Source organism: Wolbachia endosymbiont of Drosophila mauritiana (genome assembly GCF_004795975.1).
In the GTDB taxonomy this organism is placed as follows: Bacteria; Pseudomonadota; Alphaproteobacteria; order Rickettsiales; family Anaplasmataceae; genus Wolbachia.
The window spans coordinates 31,386-55,616 of sequence record NZ_CP034335.1 but is presented as its reverse complement, the minus strand read 5'-3'; the positions used below and the strand labels follow the sequence as shown (position 1 = coordinate 55,616).

Annotated in this window: 24 protein-coding genes, 4 tRNA genes, 1 other RNA gene and 2 pseudogenes; 22 read left to right on the top strand and 9 right to left on the bottom strand. The window is 34.4% G+C overall.

Translation table 11 applies throughout. The annotated features are described in order from the left end of the window. The first annotated feature begins 6 nt into the window (after window positions 1-6). The 8 genes from EJB00_RS00345 to sucD all read left to right on the top strand — a co-directional run bounded on the left by EJB00_RS00345 (window position 7) and on the right by sucD (window position 4,684). The gene (locus EJB00_RS00345) at window positions 7-750 is read left to right on the top strand and encodes a hypothetical protein (protein WP_225416280.1); all 744 of its coding nucleotides are present in this window, start codon (window positions 7-9) and stop codon (window positions 748-750) included. A gap of 110 nt (window positions 751-860) precedes the next feature. Then, on the top strand, window positions 861-1,145 hold the full coding sequence (locus tag EJB00_RS06255) for a hypothetical protein (protein WP_225416279.1): 285 nt from the start codon (window positions 861-863) through the stop codon (window positions 1,143-1,145). A 68-nt stretch (window positions 1,146-1,213) separates the two neighbouring features. After that, window positions 1,214-1,285: transfer RNA gene (locus EJB00_RS00340), tRNA-Glu, on the top strand. A 32-nt stretch (window positions 1,286-1,317) separates the two neighbouring features. Next, a complete protein-coding gene (locus tag EJB00_RS00335; protein ID WP_015588133.1) occupies window positions 1,318-2,013 on the top strand; it encodes a 16S rRNA (uracil(1498)-N(3))-methyltransferase in 696 nt (231 codons plus the stop codon). Window positions 2,014-2,135: 122 nt separating this feature from the next. Beyond that, a tRNA-Pro gene (locus tag EJB00_RS00330) sits at window positions 2,136-2,209 on the top strand. Window positions 2,210-2,407: 198 nt separating this feature from the next. After that, complete coding sequence (rpsU, locus tag EJB00_RS00325; protein WP_015588134.1) at window positions 2,408-2,608, top strand: 30S ribosomal protein S21; 201 nt, start codon at window positions 2,408-2,410, stop codon at window positions 2,606-2,608. Between the two features lie 30 nt (window positions 2,609-2,638). Beyond that, entirely contained in the window at window positions 2,639-3,799 is a 1,161-nt protein-coding gene (gene sucC / locus EJB00_RS00320) for an ADP-forming succinate--CoA ligase subunit beta (protein WP_015588135.1), read from the top strand. A 3-nt stretch (window positions 3,800-3,802) separates the two neighbouring features. Beyond that, window positions 3,803-4,684: a succinate--CoA ligase subunit alpha gene (gene sucD / locus EJB00_RS00315; protein ID WP_015588136.1), complete on the top strand. Its 882-nt coding sequence runs from the start codon at window positions 3,803-3,805 to the stop codon at window positions 4,682-4,684. Between the two features lie 6 nt (window positions 4,685-4,690). On the opposite strand, the gene dapF is transcribed toward sucD, so the two are convergent. Next, window positions 4,691-5,485 carry a diaminopimelate epimerase gene (gene dapF, locus EJB00_RS00310; RefSeq protein ID WP_010403976.1) on the bottom strand — a complete coding sequence of 265 codons (795 nt, stop codon included), beginning with the start codon at window positions 5,483-5,485 and terminating at the stop codon, window positions 4,691-4,693. 105 nt (window positions 5,486-5,590) lie between these two features. Between dapF and EJB00_RS00305 the strand changes: the two genes are divergently transcribed. Next, window positions 5,591-6,703, top strand: a complete 1,113-nt coding sequence (locus EJB00_RS00305) for a glycoside hydrolase family 5 protein (RefSeq protein WP_135352776.1) — start codon at window positions 5,591-5,593, stop codon at window positions 6,701-6,703. Here the strand turns inward: EJB00_RS00305 and EJB00_RS00300 are convergent. Continuing rightward, window positions 6,679-7,251, bottom strand: coding sequence for a nitroreductase family protein (locus EJB00_RS00300; protein WP_015588138.1), 573 nt, complete (start codon window positions 7,249-7,251; stop codon window positions 6,679-6,681). The genes EJB00_RS00305 and EJB00_RS00300 overlap by 25 nt on opposite strands. Before the next feature lie 96 nt (window positions 7,252-7,347). On the opposite strand from EJB00_RS00300, the gene EJB00_RS00295 reads away from it, so the two are divergent. The 6 genes from EJB00_RS00295 (at window position 7,348) to petA (ending at window position 12,790) form a co-directional block, all read left to right on the top strand. Next, the gene (locus tag EJB00_RS00295; protein ID WP_015588139.1) at window positions 7,348-7,875 is read left to right on the top strand and encodes a biotin transporter BioY; all 528 of its coding nucleotides are present in this window, start codon (window positions 7,348-7,350) and stop codon (window positions 7,873-7,875) included. Further along, on the top strand, window positions 7,872-8,270 hold the full coding sequence (locus tag EJB00_RS00290; protein ID WP_015588140.1) for a DUF1284 domain-containing protein: 399 nt from the start codon (window positions 7,872-7,874) through the stop codon (window positions 8,268-8,270). Before EJB00_RS00295 ends, EJB00_RS00290 begins: the two co-directional genes overlap by 4 nt. Before the next feature lie 68 nt (window positions 8,271-8,338). Next, window positions 8,339-9,205, top strand: a complete 867-nt coding sequence (locus EJB00_RS00285) for a tetratricopeptide repeat protein (RefSeq protein WP_135352775.1) — start codon at window positions 8,339-8,341, stop codon at window positions 9,203-9,205. A gap of 64 nt (window positions 9,206-9,269) precedes the next feature. Beyond that, window positions 9,270-9,342: transfer RNA gene (locus tag EJB00_RS00280), tRNA-Val, on the top strand. A gap of 51 nt (window positions 9,343-9,393) precedes the next feature. Further along, entirely contained in the window at window positions 9,394-12,096 is a 2,703-nt protein-coding gene (gene gyrA, locus EJB00_RS00275) for a DNA topoisomerase (ATP-hydrolyzing) subunit A (protein ID WP_135352774.1), read from the top strand. Window positions 12,097-12,190: 94 nt separating this feature from the next. Next, window positions 12,191-12,790: a ubiquinol-cytochrome c reductase iron-sulfur subunit gene (petA, locus tag EJB00_RS00270; RefSeq protein WP_015588143.1), complete on the top strand. Its 600-nt coding sequence runs from the start codon at window positions 12,191-12,193 to the stop codon at window positions 12,788-12,790. 470 nt (window positions 12,791-13,260) lie between these two features. Here the strand turns inward: petA and EJB00_RS06645 are convergent. After that, window positions 13,261-14,176, bottom strand: a pseudogene (locus EJB00_RS06645) (IS5 family transposase). Between the two features lie 647 nt (window positions 14,177-14,823). Further along, window positions 14,824-16,254, bottom strand: coding sequence for a metalloprotease TldD (tldD, locus tag EJB00_RS00255; protein WP_015588144.1), 1,431 nt, complete (start codon window positions 16,252-16,254; stop codon window positions 14,824-14,826). 62 nt (window positions 16,255-16,316) lie between these two features. Here tldD and EJB00_RS00250 point away from each other — a divergent pair. The 3 genes from EJB00_RS00250 (at window position 16,317) to EJB00_RS00235 (ending at window position 18,641) form a co-directional block, all read left to right on the top strand. Next, window positions 16,317-16,401: transfer RNA gene (locus EJB00_RS00250), tRNA-Leu, on the top strand. Window positions 16,402-16,462: 61 nt separating this feature from the next. Then, a complete protein-coding gene (locus EJB00_RS00245; RefSeq protein WP_015588145.1) occupies window positions 16,463-16,936 on the top strand; it encodes a hypothetical protein in 474 nt (157 codons plus the stop codon). A 784-nt stretch (window positions 16,937-17,720) separates the two neighbouring features. Next, window positions 17,721-18,641 (top strand): molecular chaperone DnaJ, encoded by a 921-nt coding sequence (locus EJB00_RS00235; RefSeq protein ID WP_135352771.1) that lies wholly within the window; start codon window positions 17,721-17,723, stop codon window positions 18,639-18,641. Here the strand turns inward: EJB00_RS00235 and EJB00_RS00230 are convergent. After that, window positions 18,629-19,927, bottom strand: coding sequence for a bifunctional folylpolyglutamate synthase/dihydrofolate synthase (locus tag EJB00_RS00230; RefSeq protein WP_015588147.1), 1,299 nt, complete (start codon window positions 19,925-19,927; stop codon window positions 18,629-18,631). The two genes, EJB00_RS00235 and EJB00_RS00230, sit on opposite strands and share 13 nt — an antisense overlap. Beyond that, window positions 19,924-20,508: an MlaC/ttg2D family ABC transporter substrate-binding protein gene (locus tag EJB00_RS00225; RefSeq protein WP_015588148.1), complete on the bottom strand. Its 585-nt coding sequence runs from the start codon at window positions 20,506-20,508 to the stop codon at window positions 19,924-19,926. The genes EJB00_RS00230 and EJB00_RS00225 overlap by 4 nt, the downstream gene beginning before the upstream one ends. Window positions 20,509-20,623: 115 nt before the next feature. On the opposite strand from EJB00_RS00225, the gene ssrS reads away from it, so the two are divergent. From ssrS to EJB00_RS00210, 3 genes are all read left to right on the top strand, one after another. Further along, a non-coding RNA gene (gene ssrS / locus EJB00_RS00220) (6S RNA) lies at window positions 20,624-20,785 on the top strand. A gap of 17 nt (window positions 20,786-20,802) precedes the next feature. After that, window positions 20,803-21,264, top strand: coding sequence for a type II toxin-antitoxin system RatA family toxin (locus tag EJB00_RS00215; RefSeq protein ID WP_135352770.1), 462 nt, complete (start codon window positions 20,803-20,805; stop codon window positions 21,262-21,264). 53 nt (window positions 21,265-21,317) lie between these two features. Continuing rightward, complete coding sequence (locus tag EJB00_RS00210; RefSeq protein ID WP_015588150.1) at window positions 21,318-22,010, top strand: thioredoxin domain-containing protein; 693 nt, start codon at window positions 21,318-21,320, stop codon at window positions 22,008-22,010. Window positions 22,011-22,038: 28 nt separating this feature from the next. Here EJB00_RS00210 and EJB00_RS00205 read toward each other — a convergent pair whose 3' ends face one another. Continuing rightward, the gene (locus EJB00_RS00205; protein WP_015588151.1) at window positions 22,039-22,317 is read right to left on the bottom strand and encodes a DUF2671 domain-containing protein; all 279 of its coding nucleotides are present in this window, start codon (window positions 22,315-22,317) and stop codon (window positions 22,039-22,041) included. Between the two features lie 250 nt (window positions 22,318-22,567). On the opposite strand from EJB00_RS00205, the gene EJB00_RS00200 reads away from it, so the two are divergent. Further along, the gene (locus tag EJB00_RS00200; RefSeq protein WP_006013497.1) at window positions 22,568-23,245 is read left to right on the top strand and encodes an O-methyltransferase; all 678 of its coding nucleotides are present in this window, start codon (window positions 22,568-22,570) and stop codon (window positions 23,243-23,245) included. Here the strand turns inward: EJB00_RS00200 and EJB00_RS00195 are convergent. Together EJB00_RS00195 and EJB00_RS06580 are read right to left on the bottom strand one after the other, a co-directional pair. After that, window positions 23,217-23,870, bottom strand: coding sequence for a glutathione S-transferase family protein (locus EJB00_RS00195; RefSeq protein ID WP_015588152.1), 654 nt, complete (start codon window positions 23,868-23,870; stop codon window positions 23,217-23,219). The two genes, EJB00_RS00200 and EJB00_RS00195, sit on opposite strands and share 29 nt — an antisense overlap. A 203-nt stretch (window positions 23,871-24,073) precedes the next feature. Beyond that, window positions 24,074-24,196: pseudogene (locus tag EJB00_RS06580) on the bottom strand (WPE palindromic element domain-containing protein); the annotation flags it as partial. Window positions 24,197-24,231 lie beyond the last annotated feature (35 nt).

Genomic DNA, 24,231 nt, shown 5'->3' with positions numbered 1-24,231 from the left:
ACAATCATGGGTATAGTAGATAGTTTTTTAATTAAATCCGCTAGAAATAGCAATATAAGAGGCGTGAGGCTAGCTTTAAATCTTCATAATATAGTAAACAGCTTTGAAAAACTCTTTTCTAGAATTAATCCTTTTAGGAACAAGGGGTCATTTGACTTGAATAATGATCAAACTTTAAATCGAGCTTTAGAGTATGCAGTAACAAATCTTGATCATAATGTAATGACGTTACTTATTAGTGCTGGAGCAAATATTAATGAAATAAATAATAGTATAGGAAATGTAATCCTTCAATACAAAATAGCATCAGAAGCTATGCAGTACGGAGATAAGGACAGTCTCAAAGATCGTAAAGAAAAATGTTGTTTAGTGCTTGGTGAGCTAATAAAAAAAGAAAGAAAAGAAATATTGGAGATTTTGAAACAAGCGGAAGGTTGTGACAAGCTTAAAGAGGAAGTAGAGCTAAAATTTAAGGCCAACTCACCTAAAAAACCTCCTAGAATTTTTGAGCATGATGATATTTTGCTTTTAAAAGAGCCCATTTATGCTGAGGTGTATGACGCTAAGGTTAGTAACTCATTAGAAGAGTTGAGCGTATCGGAAGAATCCATTTATGCTGAAGTATATGATTCACATAAAAGATCTACTGAAAATTTATCATTGAAAGATAGTGGTTATTCTAGTATATCAGGAGAACCTATTTATGAAGATGTAGATGATTTCTCAGAGCAAAAAAGTCCACTAGCTTAAATCATAAAGAGCAACCAGAGCCTATTTATGCTAAAGTAGATTTATCGAAAAAGAGATCAGAAAGACAAGCAAAACATATAAAAGGTAATTCTGGGACTTATCATGGATTAGTGCAGGATAAAGTAAATAATTTGCAAATAAAACTAAATGAGCAAAGTGCTAATAAGCCAGCGAGTCAGCAAATCAAGACCAAGGCTGGCTTTAACGTAAAAGAAATAAGGCAAAATTTTGAGCGTAGAGATTCTGGATACGATTCTGGCTATGATTCAGATACAAAAGTTGAACAAAAATTAGAATTAGGATCTAAAGCTCCTAAATCTGAGATAGGTTCAGTAAGCATTGAACATGGGGTAATAGGAGACTGTCGATATAAAATCACTGATATATCACTCTAACTGTGTGATTCAAAATAATTGAATTGACTTTATATGTATAATCGATATAACTCAGTTAGATTCAAGTCGACTCTTTCGTCTAGTGGTTAGGACACCACCCTTTCACGGTGGTAACACGGGTTCAAATCCCGTAAGAGTCACTCAAACAGAATGCAAATAACTAAAGTTTTGAATGAAAAAAATTAGGCTTTATGTTGAAGAAGCTTTATCACAAAATGTAAGTTTGGCGCTTCATCCACGACAAAGTCACTATATTTACAATGTAATGCGGCTTAAGAAGCATGATAACATCTATCTTTTTAATGGAAAGGATGGAGAATGGTTAGGAGAAGTGGTGAATATATCAAGTAAATCGACAAAAATTATAATAAAAGAACGCACTAAACAACAACAACATGAAAAAAATCTATATTTGTATTGTGCTCTGGTAAAAAGCGGCGCCTTAAGCAACATAGTAAGACAAGCAACTGAAATGGGAGTAACCTGCATTCAATTTATTTCAACAGAACGTACAGTAGTAAAAAACATTAACCTAAGTAGAGCGAAATTACAGGCAATTGAAGCTGCGGAACAATCGGGTAGGACAAGTATACCACAGATTTTTCTTCCTATTAATTTTTGTGAATTGTCCGATTCCCAGAATAAAAATTTTGTTTTGTGTGATGAAACAGGTGAAGGACAACCTCCTAATAAAGTTCTAAAAGGCAAGAAAAACGTTGCTATTATTGTTGGCCCCGAAGGTGGTTTTTCATCTTACGAACTTGATTCTGCCAATAAATTTTGTCAGAAACTGAGTCTAGGAAAAAGAATTTTGAGAGTTGATACTGCTGTAGTTGCTGCATTAACCTTCACCAATTGGTATAGCTAGATTTTTTAATATGGCTAGTGCAACTTGACACTCTATATAAAGAAATCTGCATTATATTTTTTCTAAAAGAAATAAATGAAACTTGCATTTTTCCGAACTATCGATACTCTTAGTAAAGAAGTCGGGGCGTAGCGCAGCCTGGTAGCGCATTTGGTTTGGGACCAAAGGGTCGGGAGTTCAAATCTCTCCGCCCCGAGATTAGAAAAATTACGAGAGCACTGTAACCTAAGAGCAATTTTTATCAGCAAGTAAATGATTGACAGCAGAATGAAGCTTTTTTCATATAAATCACTGCATATCATATTCTATCGCTCAAGTTTATAAAATAATTGACAATGTTAATTTTCTAATTTATAAATGGATTTTGAAGTGATTACCGAAGGAGGTATAGAGTTTGATTGAAGTATCAGTCCATTATGGTGATGTAGATAGAGCTCTTCCAGTGTTGAAAAAAATAATTCAAAAGGAAGGAAGAGGGCTAAAAATGAAAAAAAAATATCACGAAAAGAAATCAGAGAAAACAGCTAAAAAAAAAGCTGAAGCAAGGAAAAAGAGGTATCAGCAAGAATGCAGAAGACAGCGTTATGGTTGGTAGTTTTTACTAAGGTTAATAATTAGTTATCTTATGAATATTCACGAATATCAAGCAAAGGAAATTTTACACAAGTTTAATGTCCCGGTACCAAAGGGTTTTGTTGCTACATCTGCAGAAGGAGTAGAAACTCAAATAAATCAACTAAAATCTGACGTGTTTGTGGTTAAAGCTCAGATTCATGCAGGTGGTAGGGGTAAGGCTGGTGGCGTAAAGCTAGCAAAGTCAACTAAAGAAGCTCAACAACTTGTAAAGGACATGCTTGGCATAACTTTAGTTACTCATCAAACAGGGCCAAGCGGACAGCAGGTAAAGAGAGTATACATTGAAGAAGGTTCAAGCATTAAAAAAGAGTACTATTTGAGTCTAGTAGTCGATCCAAAGCTTAGCAGGCTAGTATTTATATTTTCTTCAGAAGGTGGAATGGATATCGAAGAAGTGGCAAAAAACTCTCCTACAAAGATTGTGAATTTTAATATTGACCCTGCTACTGGTTTTACAAGTCTTGATAACAATAAGCTTTGCAATAGCTTTAATCTGAGTTCAGAACAAATAGGAAAGGTAACGAATATTGCAAAAAATATATATGATGCGTTTATTACAACTGATGCGAGCCAGATAGAAATTAATCCACTAGTTGAAACGAATGCTGGAGATTTTATTGCACTTGATGCTAAAATTAATTTTGATGACAATGCTCTATACCGTCATTCAGAAATCGTGAGCCTACGTGATTACGATGAAGAAGTCAAAGAAGAAATAGAAGCTTCAAAGCATGGTCTCAGTTATATAAAAATGGATGGCAATATTGGTTGCATGGTGAACGGTGCAGGTCTTGCTATGGCAACAATGGATATAATAAAGTACTATGGAGCAGAGCCTGCTAACTTTCTAGATGTTGGTGGTGGAGCAAGTAAGGAAACTGTCACTGAAGCATTTAAAATTATATTATCTGATAGTAATGTACAAGGAATTTTGGTTAATATATTTGGTGGTATAATGCGTTGTGATATCATTGCGAATGGAATAGTTGAAGCTGCAAAAGAAATAGATATTAAGGTCCCTTTAGTGGTTAGATTATCAGGCACTAACTTCAAAGAAGGAAAAAGAATTTTAGAAGAGTCAGGGCTAAGTATTATTGCTGCAGACGAACTTGACGAGGCTGCACAGAAAATAGTACAAGAGGTGAAGTAGAGTATGTCTGTTTTAGTAAATAAAGATACAAGATTAATATGCCAGGGCTTTACTGGTGCACAAGGTACATTTCATTCAGAACAAGCAATTAGCTATGGAACCAAAATGGTTGGCGGTGTAACTCCTAGCAAGGGTGGAAGCACTCACCTTAATTTACCGATTTTTAATACCGTAGCAGAAGCTAAAGAAAAAACTGACGTGAATGCTACTGTGATATATGTACCTGCTAAATTTGCAGCTGATGCAATACTTGAGGCAATAGATGCAGAGATAGAATTAATAGTTTGCATCACAGAGGGCATTCCTATACTTGACATGGTAAAGGTAAAGCACGCTCTCGCTGGTTCAAACAGTCGATTGATTGGCCCAAACTGTCCAGGGGTTATTACACCCGAAGAATGCAAAATAGGAATTATGCCAGGACATATTCACAAACGTGGACATATAGGAATTATGTCTCGCTCTGGAACTTTAACTTATGAAGCGGTAGCACAAACAACCGCTGTTGGTCTTGGTCAGTCAACATGTATAGGAATTGGAGGGGATCCTGTTCATGGTATAACGTTTGTTGATTGTATGGAGTTGTTTTTAAAAGATGATGACACTCATGGTATTGTAGTTATTGGTGAAATAGGTGGAAACGAAGAAGAGGATGTATCACATTTTGTGAAAACAGAAAAAACTAAAAAGCCAATCGTTGGTTTTGTAGCAGGTCAAACAGCACCTCCAGGAAGACGTATGGGGCACGCTGGGGCTATTATCTCCTCTAGTGGCGGAAGTGCTGGTGCAAAGTTAGAGGTTATGCGCAGTGCTGGGATTGCGATTGCAGAAACCCCTGCTGTGATTGGTAAAAAGGTGTTAGAAGTAATGAGTGTCAGTGCCTAGCCTAGGTCATAAAAACCCTATATCCCCAGTCATCAGTATATTTTTTGACCACTCAATCAGTAACTGACCTCCTGGTAAATGTACTGAAGTTTGTTTAGTAGCCAAACACTTACGAAGTATAGATGCAACAAATGCTGCACAAGCCGCACTACCACATGAAGCAGTAATACCTGTTCCTCTTTCCCAAACTCTTAAGTTTATTTCTCCAGATTTTTCTATTTGTGCAATACTAACATTTGTTTTCTGAGGAAATAATTCGTGATTTTCTAGCTTTGGTCCTAAATTCTGCAATGGTATTTCGCTTATGTTATCAACAAAAAAAACTATATGAGGGTTACCAATATTTACTGCAACTGGCTCTTTCAGCATTTCAAGCTCTATAGGTAGATAAAGGGGATCGCATTCACAAGAAAGAGGAATTTCATTCCATTTAAGCAGTGGTTTACCCATATTGACCTTTATTGATTTATCACCTACTTTAAAACATTCTAAGATACGATTATTTATCAGCTCAATAGTGATATATTCAGTACCTTTTTCTAACATTATCAAATATCCAACACAGCGTGCTGCGTTTCCACACATTTCAGCTCGACTACCGTCAGCATTGTAGATATGCATAAAGCAGTTTGCAGCATTAGACATTGTTATAATTATCACTTGATCACAACTGCCTTGATCAGCAATTTGTCTATAATTCCAGTCTAAATTATTTGCTGAACGTGAGTCTATGATAACAAAACTATTGCCAGTACCGTGCATCTTTACAAACGGGATCTTGTCTGTTAGGTTACTTACCATTATAGCAAAATTATATAAGTGAAAATTTTTCTTCTAATTACAGCTGTTTTGTATTCTATAGTTTTCTGTAATGTGAGTGCTAAGTCAATACCGGAGAACAGCAAAATGCTCTTTTGGCAAACTGGAGTTAGAAAGGGGGCAAATGTTTTCAATAGAAAAGTTGATAGTGACTTAATCAAAGCAGCAAAGGAATACAAAATTGGTTTTATTCGTCTTGCTCCTGACAAATTTGAAACTACGCAACGTGACTTCCTCTTAGGCAATGCAGACAATTATCCGGGCCTGATTTCCAAAGACCTGAAAGTTCTGAAAGATATTTTAGATGCTTTTCATCAACAAAAAATACCAGTAGTATTAACGATGCTTAGCTTACCTGGATCTAGATGGAAGCAAAATAATAACGATAAAGATGATTTACGTTTATGGTCAGATCAAGCTTTTCAAAAACAAGCAGCAAAATTTTGGCAAGATCTTGCGAAAGAGCTTAAAGATCATCCTGCTATTGTTGGATATAATATCTTAAATGAACCACATCCAGAAAGGCTTTATAATACTGCAGATTCGGCTATTTATAACGTAGAACAAAGCAAAGTTCAGAAGAATCTATTTGGCTTTTATAGCAGCATGGTAAACAGTGTCCGCCAAGTTGACTCAGAGACCCCAATAATACTTGATAGCAGCAGTTATGCTGACTCTAATACTTTTAACAAATTTGAACCAGTTAGTGATAAAAATGTTCTTTATTCATTTCATATATATGAGCCCTTTACTTATACAAACTTAAAATTAAACCAAGGTAACTTTGCCTACCCTGGACATGTTCAATCTTTTGATGCAAAAAAAGTAGAGTATTGGGATAAAGATAAGTTAAAATCATATATAGAACCTGTAAAAATTTTCCAAAAGAGGTATAATATACCAGATTATAAGATCCTTGCTGGAGAGTTTGGCGGGCACCGCTGCTCAAAAGGATTAGAGCACTATTTTCGAGATCTTGCTTCTATTTTTAATGAATATAATTGGCATTTTGCTGTTTATGGCTTTCGAGAAGATATATGGGATGGTATGGACTATGAACTTGGAAGTAAGAAATTATCGTGGAAAGATTGGCAAGCAATTGAAGAGGGTAGGATGAAAAAAAATTATTTGCCAAATAATTCAATTTTTAAGATATTAAGAGAAGAATGGTCAAGTCAGCTCGCTGGCCATTCGTCATAAAAGAATATTTCTTTTATTGATCTTCTTTGTTTTTCTTTGACTTCAGCACCCTCTTTTTCGTAACCAACTGCTATCACTGACATTACATTAAAATCATCAGGTATATTGAATCTCTTAACTATTTTATCTCTATCAAATCCACCCATTTGATGAGCCATTAAGTTCATAGCTGCAGCCTGCAGCATAAGTGCATAATTTGCTGCACCAGTATCATGCTTAGCCCAAAAATTTTCTCCTTTACCTTGTTTGCGGAAGTTCTTAGCGCTTAGAGATATAATTAGTATTTGTGCATCTTTTGCCCACTTTTGATTAGATTCATCAAGGCAATCGAGCAATTTTTTCCATATGCTTTGATTGTTCTGTTTGTTGCATATCACATATCGCCAAGGTTCATCACCAAAACACGAGGATGTTAGCCTTACAGCTTCTATTAAAATATCCATTTCTTTCTGAGATATTGCTCTTGTATTATCGTATGAACGTCCGCTGTGTCTTGCTTTCATCAACGATAATAGATCTTGTTTACTCATCATTTTTAAATAGTGCATAAATAATTCATTGTAGCGCAATATAAGCAAAATTTAAATTGCAAAACTTCTTATACACATATATTACATTTAGTAAGTTATTTTTATTGGGAAGATATGTTTATAACACAATCAAGCAGTAGGTCAACACTGGCTGAAATATTGTCTTGCGTTTTACTTTTATTCTTGATGGCTCAAATAAGCATACCATTGCAGCCTGTGCCTATCACATTGCAAACTTTAGGATTAATGCTTGTTGGGCTTAAATTTAACCGCAGAACAGCATTCTATTCTGTGCTTACATATCTATCACTTGGTGCAGCAGGATTTCCTGTTTTTGCGAATTTTTCTGGTGGTCATCACATTTTTCTCGGGCCAACAGGTGGATATTTGATTGGCTGTTTAGTTGCTGTTATAGTAATGAGCAGAGTAAATGAATTACTGAACTCTAAATATCAATCATTTATGTGTAATTCTTTAAGTTGTCTGGCGGGTACAGTCGTAATCTTTATTTGTGGTATTAGTTGGCTTACTATTTACGTGGGTCTGAAACAAGCAATAATGGTAGGTGTTTTACCATTCATCCTTCCTGGTTTGGTAAAAATTTTTCTACTTGTAGCAGCTTTGCAGTATTTGAAAAAGTGATAAGGTTTCGTCCTCATCATTTTATGTGCACTCTTGCATTTCAAGGGTATGGATATTCTCAGAGCTTTGTAGAAAATTATGAAAAGATAGCAAGTAAAGTAATTAGTGATCCTAATACTAAAATCGAAGTAGTTGATAATCTTGACACTATTTGTAGTGTTTGCCCAAACCAGACTAAACAAGGTAAATGTACCACACAAGCTAAAGTTTTAGAGCTAGATAGAAGGCATATGGAAATTTTAGGAATAAAAATTGGCGAGATTTTGACCTGGAGTGAAGCAGTAAAAAGAATTAGAAAGAAAATGTCTTTAGAGAAATTTGACTACGCATGTGAGGAGTGTAATTGGCAACCATATGGAATGTGTAGAAGTGCTCTTTTAACTCATTCTAAATAGTATCTGCCAATTAATAATATCTTTATTATTATATTAGATAAGTAATTTAGCATTTATGAATTTGTAATGTGTTACGTATAGTTCAAAGAAATAAGATTTACTGGTTACGCGCTGCAGCCAATGCCACAACACTAGGATCTATGTTTATCTGCATGCTAATTTGCGTTGTGATTTTATGGAGGTCTTCTGTTACCTATGCTAGCGAAAATTTAGAGATACAGAAGGTCTTTGATAGTGTTGTCAAGCATATAAAAGCTGATAAAAAATATAAAGATCTTGATGTTATCGAGAGAAAAAGTGACAAATTTAATATCAAAATTTCGCAGAATTCTGGCAAGAATTTTGACATATACTCTATTTTAAAAAAAGCAAAAGATTCCTTTGAGTTAGGAGATAGTGAAACAGCTACTTCTCTCCTCAATCAGATTATCGCAAAATTTCCTTATCGTGAAAGTGCTTTAATTGGACTAGGGAATATCTATTACGCTAACAAAGAATTTAAAAAAGCTGTAGAGATTTACACAAGACTGTTAAAAGAATATCCTAGCAACCCTTATGTATTAAAGAATTTTCTGACGATAATCTCACAATATGATCCTAATTTAGCATTGAGTGAAATGTTGAAATTGTATGATACACTCAGAAATAGCGCCCCTTTATCAGCAAATTTAGGTTTGATCTATATGAAAAAAGGGGATTACGTAAAAGCTAAAGAATATATGAAAGCAGCAATTTCTTTAGATCAAAACAATATTTTTTATACTTATAATTTAGCTGTTATTCTAGATAAGCTCTCAGATTTTAAAAATGCCACAGCATGTTATTCAAAGTTGTTGAACATGTCAAAAAATGCAAGTGAAAGAATACCTTTATACAAGGTAGCAGCAAGACTAAAATTTATACAACTCCATAGTGTGCACCCAGCGATTCCATAAGAGTTGCTTGTATCGCTATTTTTGTTTACAACAACAACATTGAACTATAGAATTATATCTAGAGGGGCAATTAGCTCAGCTGGTAGAGCATCTCGTTTACACCGAGGAGGTCGGCAGTTCAAGTCTGTCATTGCCCATTAGCCTAGTTGAATATTAATATTACAATTATTTCAATCAAAGTATAGAAAATGCAAGACAACATAGTACCAGTTTCAATAGTGAAAGAGCTAGAGGATTCTTATCTCTCCTACGCAATGAGTGTGATCATAAGTCGAGCTATACCTGATGTGCGAGATGGATTTAAACCTGTTCATAGGCGCATATTATACGCAATGTCGAGGGCTGGGTTCGATGCCGGTAAACCGTATAAAAAAGCAGCTCGTATAGTCGGGGATGTAATGGGAAAATATCACCCACATGGTGACATGGCTATCTATGACTCCTTGGTCAGGATGGCTCAAGATTTTTCTCTTCTTTTACCACTTATTGATGGGCAAGGTAACTTTGGTTCGATAGATGGAGATCCGCCAGCTTCAATGCGATATACAGAAGCAAGGCTCCACAGAGTGTCGCATTTTTTACTAAATGATATTGACGAAGATACAGTTGATTTTAGGCCAAACTATGATGGAAATGAAACAGAGCCTGTTGTACTGCCTGCAGAATTTCCGAATCTATTGGTAAATGGTGCAAGCGGTGTTGCAGTTGGTATGGCAACCAATATTCCTTCTCACAACCTTGGAGAAATAATAGATGCTTGTATGTTATATATAGATAATCCTGAAGTTACTTTGGATGAGTTACTTGAAGTGATGCCAGGACCGGATTTCCCAACTGGGGGAACGATTCTTGGAAGGTCTGGAATAAGGTCAGCATTTGCAACGGGTCGTGGATCAATTGTTGTGCAAGGCAAGACTCACATGGAAGACCTGCCACAAGATAGGCAAGCAATAGTGATTGATGAAATACCTTACCAGGTAAATAAAGTAAAATTAATTGAGAAGATAGGTGAGCTTGTAAAAGAAAAAAGAATTGATGGCATAACAGAAATTAGGGATGAATCTGATAAGTCTGGTATTAGGGTAGTAATTGACCTCAGAAGAAATGCTGAAGCAAGTTTTATACTTAATCAAATATTGGGACTAACTCCACTAAGAAGTAGTTTTAGTGTTAACACTTTAGTCCTCAACAACAACAGGCCTGCTTTGATGTCGTTGAAAGAAATTATAGCTGCTTTTATTGATTTTAGAAAAGAAGTATTAATCAGGAGAACAGAGTTTCGTCTAAGAAAAACGAGGGAAAAAGCTCATATATATATAGGGCTCTACATTGCGGTTTTGAGCATAGATGAAGTGATAAAAATCATCCGTGGTGCAAAAGATCCTGCGGAAGCAAGTAGAGAACTTTTAAATAAAGAATGGAAAACTTCAGCTGAGATAAGCACAATTATTGGATTAATCTCAGACAGCACGAGCTTTTTGAAAGACGGAGTGTATAGATTAACTGAGCTGCAAACGAAAGCTATTCTTGACATGAAATTGCAACGTTTAACAGGCCTTGAAAAAGACAAATTAGAAGCTGAGCTAAGTTCAATGATTAACCTGATAAAAGAATATATCGCTTTTCTTGGCTCAGTAGAGAAGTTGATGAAAGAAATAAAAAACAATCTACAAGAAATAAAGAACAGATTTACTGTGCCGCGAAAAACTTCAATAGAAGAATCAGATATGGACATCGAAGCTGAAGATCTAATTCCACAAGAGGATATGGTAGTGACCGTAACTATGAATGGTTACATCAAACGTGTGAAACTCTCTCATTATAAAACCCAGCATCGTGGTGGAAAGGGAAAGCTAGGACAGGGATTAAAAGAGGAGGACGTAATTACAAAATTATTTGTTGGAAATACCCACACTAGTCTTTTATTCTTTTCTAATACTGGTCGAGTTTACAGATTAAAGGTTTATAAACTGCCTCTTGCAGAACCAACTGCACGTGGAAGAGCGCTTGTTAATATATTTCCGCTTAGTGATGGTGAAACAATAACTAACATTATGCCGCTTCCAAGTGAGAATGACGAAAATCAAAATATAGTTTTTGTTACTGCTCATGGGAACATAAGGCGTAACTCTTTAGCGGATTTTCACTATATTCCAAGCAATGGAAAAATAGCAATAAAGCTCGACGAAGGGGATAAGTTAATATCAGTTAAAGTATGTAGCGAAATTGATCATGTTCTACTTTCAACAACACTTGGAAAAAGCATCAGATTTGTTGTAAGCGATGTGCGTCAATTTAAGAGTCGTAATTCAGATGGCGTAAGAGGTATCAAACTTGCAAAAAATGACAGTGTGATATCCATGACCATACTAAACGGCATAGGTATTGCAACAGAAACAAAAGAGCTTTACTTAAGAGTTCCGCTTGCAAAAAGGATGGAAGCTGTAACCAACAACTCAATTGATTCTAAATTGGAAAAAACTTTGAATGATTTAGGAATAGATAACAAACTGTTCTTAAAACTTGCAATGAATGAGGAGTTCATATTAACTATTACTGAAAATGGCTTTGGTAAAAGAACTTCTGCGTACGAGTATAGGGTAACAAATAGAGGTGGTGTTGGTATTACAAATATCCTTACTACCGACAGAAACGGTAATGTTGTTGCTAGCTTTCCAGTTGAACAGGGTGATAATATCATGCTTATTACAGATAAAGGAAAGTTAATTCGTATTTCAGTAAATGATATCAGAATTGCAGGACGTAGCACTCAAGGAGTCACTCTGTTTAAAACAGAGAGTAGAGAAAAGGTAGTGTCAGTAGCGAAAATTGAGGATCCTGATTCCACTGAAGATAGTATTTCCGAAATTGAAAACTCTGTTTCTTCTTAACTGTATAGCAAAGGTTAAGCAAATAGTGCAAATTTCTATTGATTAATCTATAGTATTTAAATTAAAATATATGTCTATGTTCAAGTAGAGATTGATGGATAAGAAGTTAACTAAAAATAAAAAATCATTGACAAATGAGAAGAATAAAAAAACATCTCTTGTTAAAGATTTTGCCAAAAATAAGAGTAGAAGAGATTTTATCACATTAACTACGTGTGCCATGGCAGGTATAGGAGCTGCAAGCGGTCTTTGGCCATTGGTTAAGTCTATGAATCCTTCTGCTGAGGTTTTAGCGATTTCTACGGTTGAGGTTAATCTATCTGATATTCAAGAAGGACAAGGAAAAAAGGTAAAATGGCAAGGTAAGCCAGTATTTATCCGCAAGCGCACAAAACAAGAGATTGAGGCTGCAAGAGACATAGATGTAGAAAATTTGAGAGATCCTGAATCAGATGAAAAAAGAGTATACAAAGGGAAAGATGAATGGTTAATTATGATTGGAATATGCACCCATCTTGGATGTATACCAGTTGATCACGCTACAAAAGACGGCAACGGTTGGTTCTGCCCTTGTCACGGTTCATATTATGACACATCAGGCCGAGTAATTGGCGGTCCTGCACCAAAAAACATGGCTATACCTGACTACTTTTTTCCAAGTGAAAATATTGTAGTAATTGGCAAGAAGGCTTAACGGATTTTCATAATTAAAGTAATAAAAGTATATTGCATTTCAAGAAGCACACTGACTTCATAGGCAAAGCTCTTGAAGTCTATCAAGCTAATTTTATACTATGCACATATTCGGGTGATAATTAAGAAATTTGCCTGCCAAATCTTCAGAGTTGACAGCTAAATTTAAAACTTGTTCCTTTGCGTCAGAAAAATTCTGACTAACTTGCTTAAAATTATTTTCTAACTCTTCGAGGATGGAGCTGAAATTAAAAAAACTTTTCTGCATTTCATCAAGATTTTGAGTTATATAGCTTAATACATAAAGATAGAGACAAGAGGGGAAGAGATATGGTAAAGCAAGAAAAAGCTGAAAGTGAGGGAATAAATGGAGTCACCATATCAATATGAATTAAGGGAAAGAGTGATTTCAGTGGAATCGGGATGGCTTTGTTGCATCGCTTATCGGATAGTGGGTAAAGCATAATAAATTCATGAAACTACCTCAAACTTAGCCATGCCAATATCAGTAAATTTATTGAGTAAGTAACATTTTATTAGCAACTCTTTTTCTCGATTTACTTCAGATCTATTTCTAAAACTAAACCCAAATATTTGCTTTAATCTTGAAAAAAATCCTTCAATATATGACCTTTTTCCATAAACCGCTTCCTTCTTCCACTCTTTCACACCGTCTTTACCACATAATCTAATGGCAGCATTCCTTTCAACCATATAATCCAATTTTGTATGCTCCGCTGCACGATTTTTCGGTAAAATTTTTGTCTTTATATCATATTTTTGCACAATGTATAAAGCTTGCGCCTATCATAGGGGCTCTGTCTGCATATAATGCTTTTATAGCATGCTGAAAGCTGAGCAAGTCGCAAGCACCATAATGGTCGGAGTAGGCACCATTGCTATATTGTGCAGCTATAGCTTTTTTACTATTTATACTCAATATTACGTGTAGCTTTCTTACCTGTTTATAACTGCGATACTTCGCTATTTTCCTTACTGTGACCAGGGGTATTATCTGATACTTGTACTGTCTATGGTAATTTCAATATCTTCCATATTGTTTTTGTCAACTCTGCAATCATTGATCTTAATATTGAGCTTTTTAAACCTTCTTGAAGCCTGCGAATAGCTAATGACTGCTAACTACTTGCTGCAAATATCCTTTTATAAACCCTACCGTTTGTCTTAAGCCAATTCTAAAGAGACTAGCGACTATATGCACTAAAATCACAACTTTATTACTATAAATATAATTTCCACCTCGCATTTTGGAGCTATTTTCGTACCAATTTTCTATTGCCTCATTAATAAAATGAAAAATATTTCCTCTTTCTTGCAGAAATCTGTTATATTCATGGCAGTTACTGACCTTCATTTTAGTTGGCATATTTTTCTTTCGTAGGTTAAATGCCTGTTTTATAGTGAATTTCGTCAGTAACTGCCAGTTCTTTTTATCTGAGCTATGCAACAAAGCCAATCGGGAGTCGCAATAGTAAAAGTGAAAGAAATCTTCAAAGTAGAACTATCCCCCAAAGCTGCACATGGACATAGAATATCCTTTATCAGGGATGGACGTAAACATTGAAGCTTCCCCTAGAGCTGGATATAGATATAAAGTCATTTATACCATTCCCTATATTCGAGAAAAATATCACATGCCAAGAACCTTGTCAAAATTATATAATCTATCTCTAGAGCAGGTTATTGAGAATGTCAATCCACATAAAAGAGCCAGGTATTCCTAACACCACTAAACTCACAAATTCATTTGCTAGAGTTTATAAGTTCTTGTTTATAATAATTTTATTATATCGTAAAACGATCTATATCGGCCTATTTAAACAGTATTTTACTTTTCTTAAGGATTTTTTAAAGATCACCTATTGAATTCTATGATATTATTTTTTGTGAGATTGTTATACACGTTATGGCAAGGAAGGCAGAGAGATTTGTTAAGTAGTTTTTGCATCTATATGAGCTACTTGAATAATGGTTATAATATTTGTACAATTGTACAGCATGAGCTGAGTTCGCTTAGCCCTTATCTAAACATTCAGTTCCACCAACAGTTATTGCATCGACCTTGAGTGTTGGCTGACCAACTCCAACAGGCACATTTTGTCCGTCTTTTGAGCACGTACCAACACCAGGATCTAACTTTAGATCATTACCAATCATTGATACTTTTTTCAACACTGTTGGACCGTCACCAATGAGTGTTGCCCCTTTAACTGGCTGTATAATTTTACCATTTTCTATTAGATAAGCTTCCGAAGATGAGAAAACAAATTTTCCTGATGTTATATCAACCTGTCCACCACCAAAATTTACTGCATATAGACCTTTCTTTACACTAGATATTATTTCCTCTGGTGTATGTTTTCCTGGCAGCATATAGGTGTTTGTCATGCGTGGCATGGTAACTTCTTTGTAACTTTCTCTTCTACCATTACCAGTTGGGCTTACACCCATGAGTTTAGCGTTCATATGATCCTGCATGTATCCTTTGAGAATTCCATCTTCTATCAGCACATTATAGCCAGGTGAAGTACCCTCATCATCTATGCTAATAGAACCACGCAAATTAGGTAGAGTTCCATCATCAACTACAGTAATGTTACTGGCTGCCACTTGTTTACCCATAGAATTTGAAAATGCCGAGATTCCTTTACGGTTAAAATCGCCCTCAAGTCCATGACCTACAGCTTCATGTAATAGTACTCCAGGCCAACCTGGACCTAGAACAACCGTCATTTCTCCAGCCGGAGCTGGAATTGCCTCAAGATTTACCAGCGCTTGCTCTAACGCTTGGTTTGCAACTTCTTTCCACTTCTTCTCAGAAACAAATTTACTATAAGAGTCTCTTCCACCGTGCCCTGCAGAACCTCTCTCAGCTCGGCCATTTTTCTCTACGATGACTAGCACATTAAAACGTACCAAAGGCCTAATATCGCTTAACCTGTGATCATCTTTTATTATTTGTACAGCTTGCCATTCTCCATTTAGAGTTATTTTTACCTGCTTCACGCAGTTATTCTTCGACCTTACATACTCATTAATCTCATTGAGCAGTTTAATTTTTGAGTTCAGGTCCATTTCATTTATGGGATTAATCGTTGAATACAGGCTTTTTGCCTTCTCATTTAAGTTTACTGAATTTGTTTTGCTTAAAGATGCTGAACTTTTTACCATAGAAGCAGCGTTACTAATTTCTTTTTCGCTAATCTCAGAAGAGCAAACAAAAGACGTACTATCTTCACAAAAAGACCTTAGACCAAATCCTCTTCTGATATTCAAATCCACATGTTTTAATATATTATCATCAAAAATTAGGGATTCTGATTGGCAAAACTCTAAAAATAGCTCACCACCATCACTATTGCTCAAAGCGTTGTTGACTATTTTATATACATTATTAATATTAACATTGTTCTGAGCAAAAAATATTTGATCTAGATTTGGCATTACCTTTGAGCTAAAAACTATTTGAGTATATTATTTTATTTTAACATAGTAAATCACAAAAAGCCCGGGTGGCGGAATTGGTAGACGCGCTAGCTTCAGGTGCTAGTAACTTTTCAAGTTGTGGAAGTTCAAGTCTTCTCTCGGGCACTCTATATTGATTTTTGAGTCAATTAATGCTATGATGTAATATATATTTACTGCTAAGTTTATGAGTTATGAGAAAGAGGGGCTTGTTTACAGAAAAAAAATACGAACTTATTCAAAACGCTTAGTTACTGCACTATCTATTGCTTCTTTGAGTGGGTACATAGCAGCATTAGCTTTGAATATTTCTGTCTTAAGCTTGTATTTTACTATTGTCAGCACTATACTCAGTGCACTTTCATTTGCTTTAAATATATGGTCATTAACTGATTATTTTAGGCAGCGTGACCTTAACAAGCAACTCGATACTTCTTGGCAAAGGAAATTAATGAAGATCTGTCTTGATATCGCATCCAGCGTTTCATTTTTAATAGGAGGAATTACATCTATATTACCTCTTGAATTTCCTATTATTCCTTTCATTTCTACTGCTTTTTTTATTCTAGGCTGTACCTTTATGGCAACCAATTTCGTTCGAACTATGATTAGTCAGTCGCAAATAGATGAAACTAAAACCCCAAAGCTAGTGAACAATTAAATCTGCAATAGCTCCCTGATTATTACATGTTAATAAATTAGCTTATTTAACTTGACAAATTACGCCATCCCCCTTACTATGATAGCAAGAGTATTTATCCTTGTTTTTAATCTCCGCGGATTTAACAGCAAAATTCAGTAAAAAACTCAGATATTTATTGGCAAATTACATAAAAATTATAGCGGCTGCATGTCTTTTAATTTTTTCTACATTCAGCCAAATCGCGCTTAAAATAAGCGTTAGCACATTATTACAACGCCAATTTAAATTATTATAGGGTCAAAACTCGCCATACGGGGGTTCTTTTGTCTTTTTTTTACTTAGTAAATTTCTTAATATTTGTAGCTAAAGTAGTTCAGCGTGGGACACACAACCGCACTAACGTTTGTTTTTGAAGGTACTATTTATATAGTAGATGGTCACTGGAATCCAGCTTTTTCATAATCATCAAAACATTGATTACTTTTATACTCGTAAATTTAACTGGATCCCAGTGTCAGCTACTTGGATGACATCAAAGAGAGGGTACTGGGATTACACAAAAAGGGCTACTTAAGTGACAAGATAGATAGAACTGGCATGAACTGGATTTGAGTAACTCAAATGACCAATGAAAACTGTAACCCTAAACATTATTATGCACTAAATGATAATTTTCATACACTTGTCATGGCAGTCGTGAAAGAAATAATTCATACAATAAGCATGAATGAAAGAATTGACATAATTTAGAATTTTATATATTATAAAGTATTAATAGTTAGTTAATTTATTAGGTGGAGATATGGGATATAAGTTAAGAAAAAGAGAATACGATTATAATGAAAGTTTATTCAAAGAGATAGGCATTCAAGTACAAGAAGTAGAAGGTCGTAACTTCTTAGAAATATCTAATATAATAGCAAAAAATTATAGAAGGTTATCAATAAAGTGTTACCCAGATAAAACAGGAGGTAGCGATGAAAAAATACAAGCCCTTAACAGAAATAAAGCAGCACTTTTGCAATATATTAAACCACTAAGTGGAAAGAATAAGGGATTAATCATTCCTGAGGAATGGAAAAGGTATTTACAATCAATTCAGCAAGGTCAGAATGATAAGCGTGCAGAGTATTATGCTGTTTTTACTCGGGTAAATATCCTACTGCTCATCTCGTCATTAGTGTCGTATATTTACTTGGCGGTTAAGCTATATAAGGCTGCTAATTTTACTGATGCACCTGGCATTTTGTTTAGTGCGACTCTAATAACATTTGTTACAACTTTTTTCTTATCTGTTTATTTGATAGCTTCTTTATTGAAAAAAGCTATGGATTTGCAAAATCCTCAATGGGAACAAGGTGAAAATTTAGATCAAGAAGAGCTAAAAGATGAAATATCCAAAAGTAAAGCATTTAAATATCTAATTCTTACTTCCCAAATTTCAAATTATCTTCCTTCTATTTTATTAGTAGCAGGTTTGGTGTTACAGTGTCAATCTAGTTGCGTAGACAGTAAAATACTCATTGGATTTGCTACAGTACTAGGTTGTAGTTTATTATTACGCTTAGCAAGTGAAATCTACGAGAGGAAAGTTGTAGATCTTATAAAAACTGAAGGAATAGGTGACGAACAAAATGTACCTATAGGAGCATCAACCGAAAAGCCAAGCAGCATTGTAAATCCTGATGGTGCTTTTAACGTCTCGGCTCATCAAGTAGGTTGATTATTCTCCATACTCAAATCTCTGGCTAAAAATAACGAGCCACAGATTAGTATGGTTTTGACGTTTTGTATAGAAGCTTTTAGTATGTGATTTGATATAGCATCTCTGATTGATTCACATTCAATAGCATTTACTCCTATCTTATTAGCTCCTTCTCTGATTAAATCTGTACTTGTTGCTTTAGGTTCAGATTTAACACAAACGGCGCATAGTAGTTTGATGTATGGCTTTAAGTGCTCTAAGAACTCTGCAACGTTTCTGTTACGAGTAACACCAAAGATCATATAGATACCTTCAGCAAAATTGTCTCTTACCCACTTAGCTAACACTTTGGCACCATCATTGTTGTGCGCGCCATCTAGAAATAATTGCCAATCTTTTGGTAATAAAGAAATTAAATTACCTTCTTTTATGGACTCTAGCCGCGCAGGCCAATAAGTGCTCTGTAAACCTGAAGCAATGTCCTCTTCTCCAATATTAAATCCATACTTCCCACTCAAAATGCTACATGCTGCAATTGCGTTTCCTGAATTGATTATTTGATGATCTCCTTTTAAAGATGGCAAAGAAAATTCTATTGATTGAATAGTCGATTGAAAGACCATCCTGTTATTCTGTTTTTCGCAATTCCATTCAAGTCCTCCTCTATACAGAGGAGATTTCTTATTTATTGCATGATGTTCTAATGTGTTCGTTATAGATTTTTCTTGTGGTGCTATTACGCAAGGAACATTAGGTTTCATTATTCCAGCCTTTTCACCTGCTATGGTTTCTACGGTAGGACCAAGATATTCTGTATGGTCAAGTGCAATGGAAGTGATGATCGTTAGGATCGGATTATCTATAACATTTGTTGCATCAAGCCTTCCACCCATACCCACCTCCACTAAAGTAATATCCGCTTTATGACGAGCAAAAGCTAAGAAAGCTGCAATTGTTGTGGCCTCAAATAGAGTGATAGGTTGTTCCGCAACTGCTATACGGCATTCTTCCAGTGAGTTATGTAATTCACTATCATCGACATCATTGCCTGCAACAACTATTCTCTCATTAAAATTCACTAAATGTGGAGAAGTGTACGTATGAACTTTATACCCTGCTGCTTGCATTATATATCTTATAAATGATAGTGTTGATCCTTTGCCATTAGTGCCAGCTATGTGAATTATTGGCGGTATTTTTTTCTCGGGATTACCCAATTTATTTAGAAAACTTTTTATGCGATCAAGAGAAAAATCCTTTGGCCTACTGCCAATCAGCTTAGGCCAATGAGGCATGTATATCATAAATTATTGTTACGTTTTAATTCATCTATTACACTTGCCATGCCATTCGTGTCGATCTTTTCACTAAATTGAGAACGTTGATTAATAGCGATACTTATCCCACTCATTACAACGTCACTTATTAAGAAAGAGCTATCACTCTTAGTAACTTTAAAGTCAATACTTGTAAATTCCTCATCACCATAAGAAAGTCTTGTACCAATTAAACAAGTTTCATCATCAACTACCTTTGAGCTCATTATAATCATTTCACTATTATTTATGTATTTATACAAAATTTTAGTGCACAAACGCGCGAGATATACTTCATATTCTTTTAGAAACTCTTCTTTTTCTTTTTGAGTAGATAAATTCCAATATTTCCCTATTACAAATCGAGATATTTCTTTGAGGTTAACATTATTCTGAATGATCTTCCGAAGCTTTTCGTGTATATGTTCTGAATTTTTTCTATTCCCTTTCATAGACGTATTATCTACTTGCTGCTTCATGGCAAGCACAAAAGTTCTGTGACCTATACAACTCGCGTAAGCACTTGAGGATATTAAAATAAAAATGGTTAAGAGCTTAATAACATTCATAAGATGTATTTATTAGCTATGATACTTAAAATGCAAAATTTAACAAAGGCAAAATAATAGTCGCTAGCTCTAACATACCTATAGACATACTCTATATAAATAATCTATAATTAATAGGGGTCTATGCTATACGTTATGAGTTAAGTTAAATTTCCCGAGCGATAATTTCTGATCAAGGGGATTGCCTCTGTTAATTTCATTGAAATTAGTATGTGATACCCACCTTAACTTTAGGTCTCAGGAATCTACTAAGACTGACGGTAGATGTGGATCCCATTTTTATTATTCAGATTTATGTTACATCAATATAAAGAACAAGGTGTTTTTTTCTGTTCATCTCGTGAGATATTTCAAGTTGTAATTGACGTTGAGGAATATCCTGATTTTGTTCCTTGGTGCAAAGCTGTTTATATAAAAGAAAAAACTGATAGCCAAATGATTGTGGATCTCCTTGCAGCTTTTCATGGCATTAAAGGAAGTTACACATCAGAAGTGACCTCCCTTGCTCCAAATGGAATAAATGAAAGTTGGATAAAAGCTGTGTCCTCAAATGGAATATTTAAACATTTATACAACGAATGGAAATTCACTCCTATGAGCAAAAATAAAACTATGGTAGAGTTCTATATAGAGTTTGAGTTTAAATCCAATTTGTTTTCTACTTTATTAAACTCGGTGTATAAATATGCACAAAATAAAACAATTACTGCATTCAAAGACAGACTAGAAAGCCTTGCTAAACAAAAGTTATCTTGACATCACTTATATAAATGCATAAATTCTTTAATAAGTTAAGTATTTTCATTGTAATGATTTTTAGATTATTGTTCTTACTTATTTTTATAAGTGTTAGTTCTTATGCAGCTATTGAACAAAACTTACCCAACACTCAAAAAACTGATGAAATAACACCAAAAGAACTACTGTCCCTATTGCCTGATGATAAATTATTAGGAGATCGAAAAGCGCCAATTTTAGTGATAGAATACGCCTCGCTCACTTGTTATCACTGTTCTCTTTTTCATAAGAAAGTTTTTCCTAAAATCAAAGAGAAGTACATAGATACAGGTAAGATGTTATACATATTCCGTCATTTTCCTCTAGATTACAGAGGATTAAAAGCTGCAATGCTAAGTTATTGCTATGAAAAAGAAGAGGACTATTTTAATTTTAACAAAGCTGTGTTTAATGCAATAGACTCATGGAACTACTCTAATTTTAGTGATTTAACTATACTACAAAAAATTGCTGCACTAAGCAATTTGAAGCAAGATGTATTTAACAAATGCATTAATGATAAAAAGATGATGGACAAAATTATAAATGATAAATCACTTGCAATTAATAAACTTGATATCACAGCTACTCCTGTATTCATCATCAAGCTTAACGATGACAAATCATATGTAGAGAATGGTAAAATCAAACATGAAGGATATAGAGAGCTGGAATACTTCACTAATGTAATAGATGAGTTATATGGAAAAGCTATAGTGAAGTAATAACACTGTAGCTTACCATATAAAAACCCTATGCTGAATCATTATTTTTTGATACTGTTTGTTGCTTTTTACGCTCAAACTCTCTTTTTTTACTGTGCCAAGCATAATAATACATAGCAATTTTATTCTCTATTAATACTATCGTTCCATCATAAAATTGGACCATATCCATAACTTTTTTCTGAGCTTCGTTAAAGCGTTCTTTGTACTTCTCGCGATAAGCTGGATTGTGCAGTAATTTCACTCCTTCATTATTATTAGATTTCTTGCTTAACGTTTCAATTTCGTTAGCAATGTTATAAGACATATAACCCCCTCTAATTGATTATAAAAATTACATTTTAAGAGAGATGTAAATAAACGATCCCTTAATTCTAGTATAACAATTGGTTATTATACTAGTTAACCATAGTAAAATATATAATAATCTTTGTCACTTAAAATTTTACTTTATAAAATAACAACTTAAAATAAAAAATTTTATTATTCTTAACTCTATTGTTATATTTATAAATCTTATATAGATTAAACCTCCTTAGTTTATATTATAAAACTTAATGCGTCATAACTTTAGCAGAAAATCGTTGTACATAAGAAGCTTATTTGCAAAAGAGTATAAAAAAATAGAAGAACATTGTACTCTTGATAAGAAACAACGTATTCAAATCACTCCTGAAGAAGGAAAATTATTAAATTTATTTATCAAAATCCATAAAGTTAAAAGCATAGTTGAAATTGGCACTTTATATGGTTATTCGTCAATTTGTATGGTAAAAGCTTTACCGAAAGATGGTCATATATATACAATAGAAAATAATCCTCAACACTCAAGAATAGCAAAAAAAAATTTTAGTGCTTTTAATCTAAGTGATAAAATTACTCTAATAGAAGGTGATGCACTGGAAAAAATTAATGAATTATCAGCAAAGGCACCATTTGACATGATATTCATCGATGCTGACAAAAGTAGTTATCCTAAGTATTTAGATTGGGCAGAGTCATACATTAAACAAGATGGGCTAATCGTTGCAGATAACACTCTATTATTTGATACAGTATTTTTAGAATCTCCTCCAAAAGAAGTATCAGAAAAGTCATGGCATGCTATGAGAGAGTTTAACGATAGATTGTCAGATGAAAAAAAATATTTCTCCATATTGATTCCTACTGACGAAGGAATGACTGTAGCTTTAAAACTAACGCAAGTTAAAAATCAAGGTCAGCGTAATGTCTAGGGGGAGTTAAGCCAAAAACTCTCTCTAATAATATTTCGCGAAAACAAGGCCTTGATTTAACAATGGAGTACCATTCTTTTAAAATCTTACTTTTTTCCCATGGGAAACTATTTACGTAGTCTATTATAGAAATATGTGATGCTAAAGTAATATCGGCTAAAGTGAACTTATCGGTTGCAAGCCAAACGTTCTTGTTAATTAAGTGTTCGATGTATTCCATATGGTAAGGCAGGTTATGCTGAGCTGCATGAAGAAATCTAGAGTCAGGGCTGCGGTTAGTAATTACTTTTTCATTCATAATATACTTAGTAACTTCATTGTAAAATTTGCTATCGAACCAATTGATTAAAGCGCGTATTTTAGACTTAATAATAGTGGATGAACCAAGTAATTTGACGTCGCTATTGTAAGTCTCTTCTATATATTCACAAATGGCATTACTATCCGCTATTACAAAATTATTATCTATTAATACTGGTACTTGTCCGATTGGATTGATCTCCATGAATTCATTCCGCTTTTCCCATGGATTTTCATATACCAAATCACAACTCAGCTTTTTTTCCTTGAGAAGAGCTCTAACTTTTCGTGAAAACGGACAAAGAGGAAAATGATATAAAATCATAATATTCCTCTTTTGTTATTCCAATGCCTATATGTTGTCATTCCAGTACGTGACATTGGAATCCAGCTTATTTCATTATGGACATTACTTTTAACATATACTCCTAGAATCCATTGTCCATTGTATAATTTCCAAATATTTTTATACTTGGATCCCAGTACAACTGTACGAACATTGTAGTTTGAGAGCAATCCCCACCGGAAGGGTGTCATTTCAGTGATTGAAACTGGAATCCAGTTCTTATTATACAACAGCCTAATGTATTCATTTAAAATTAAGTTTTCTGGATCCCAGTGTCTGGGCACTGGGATGACAGAAGAAGAGTATTTTAGGTAACAGCTGTTTATTCCAAAGTAATGTT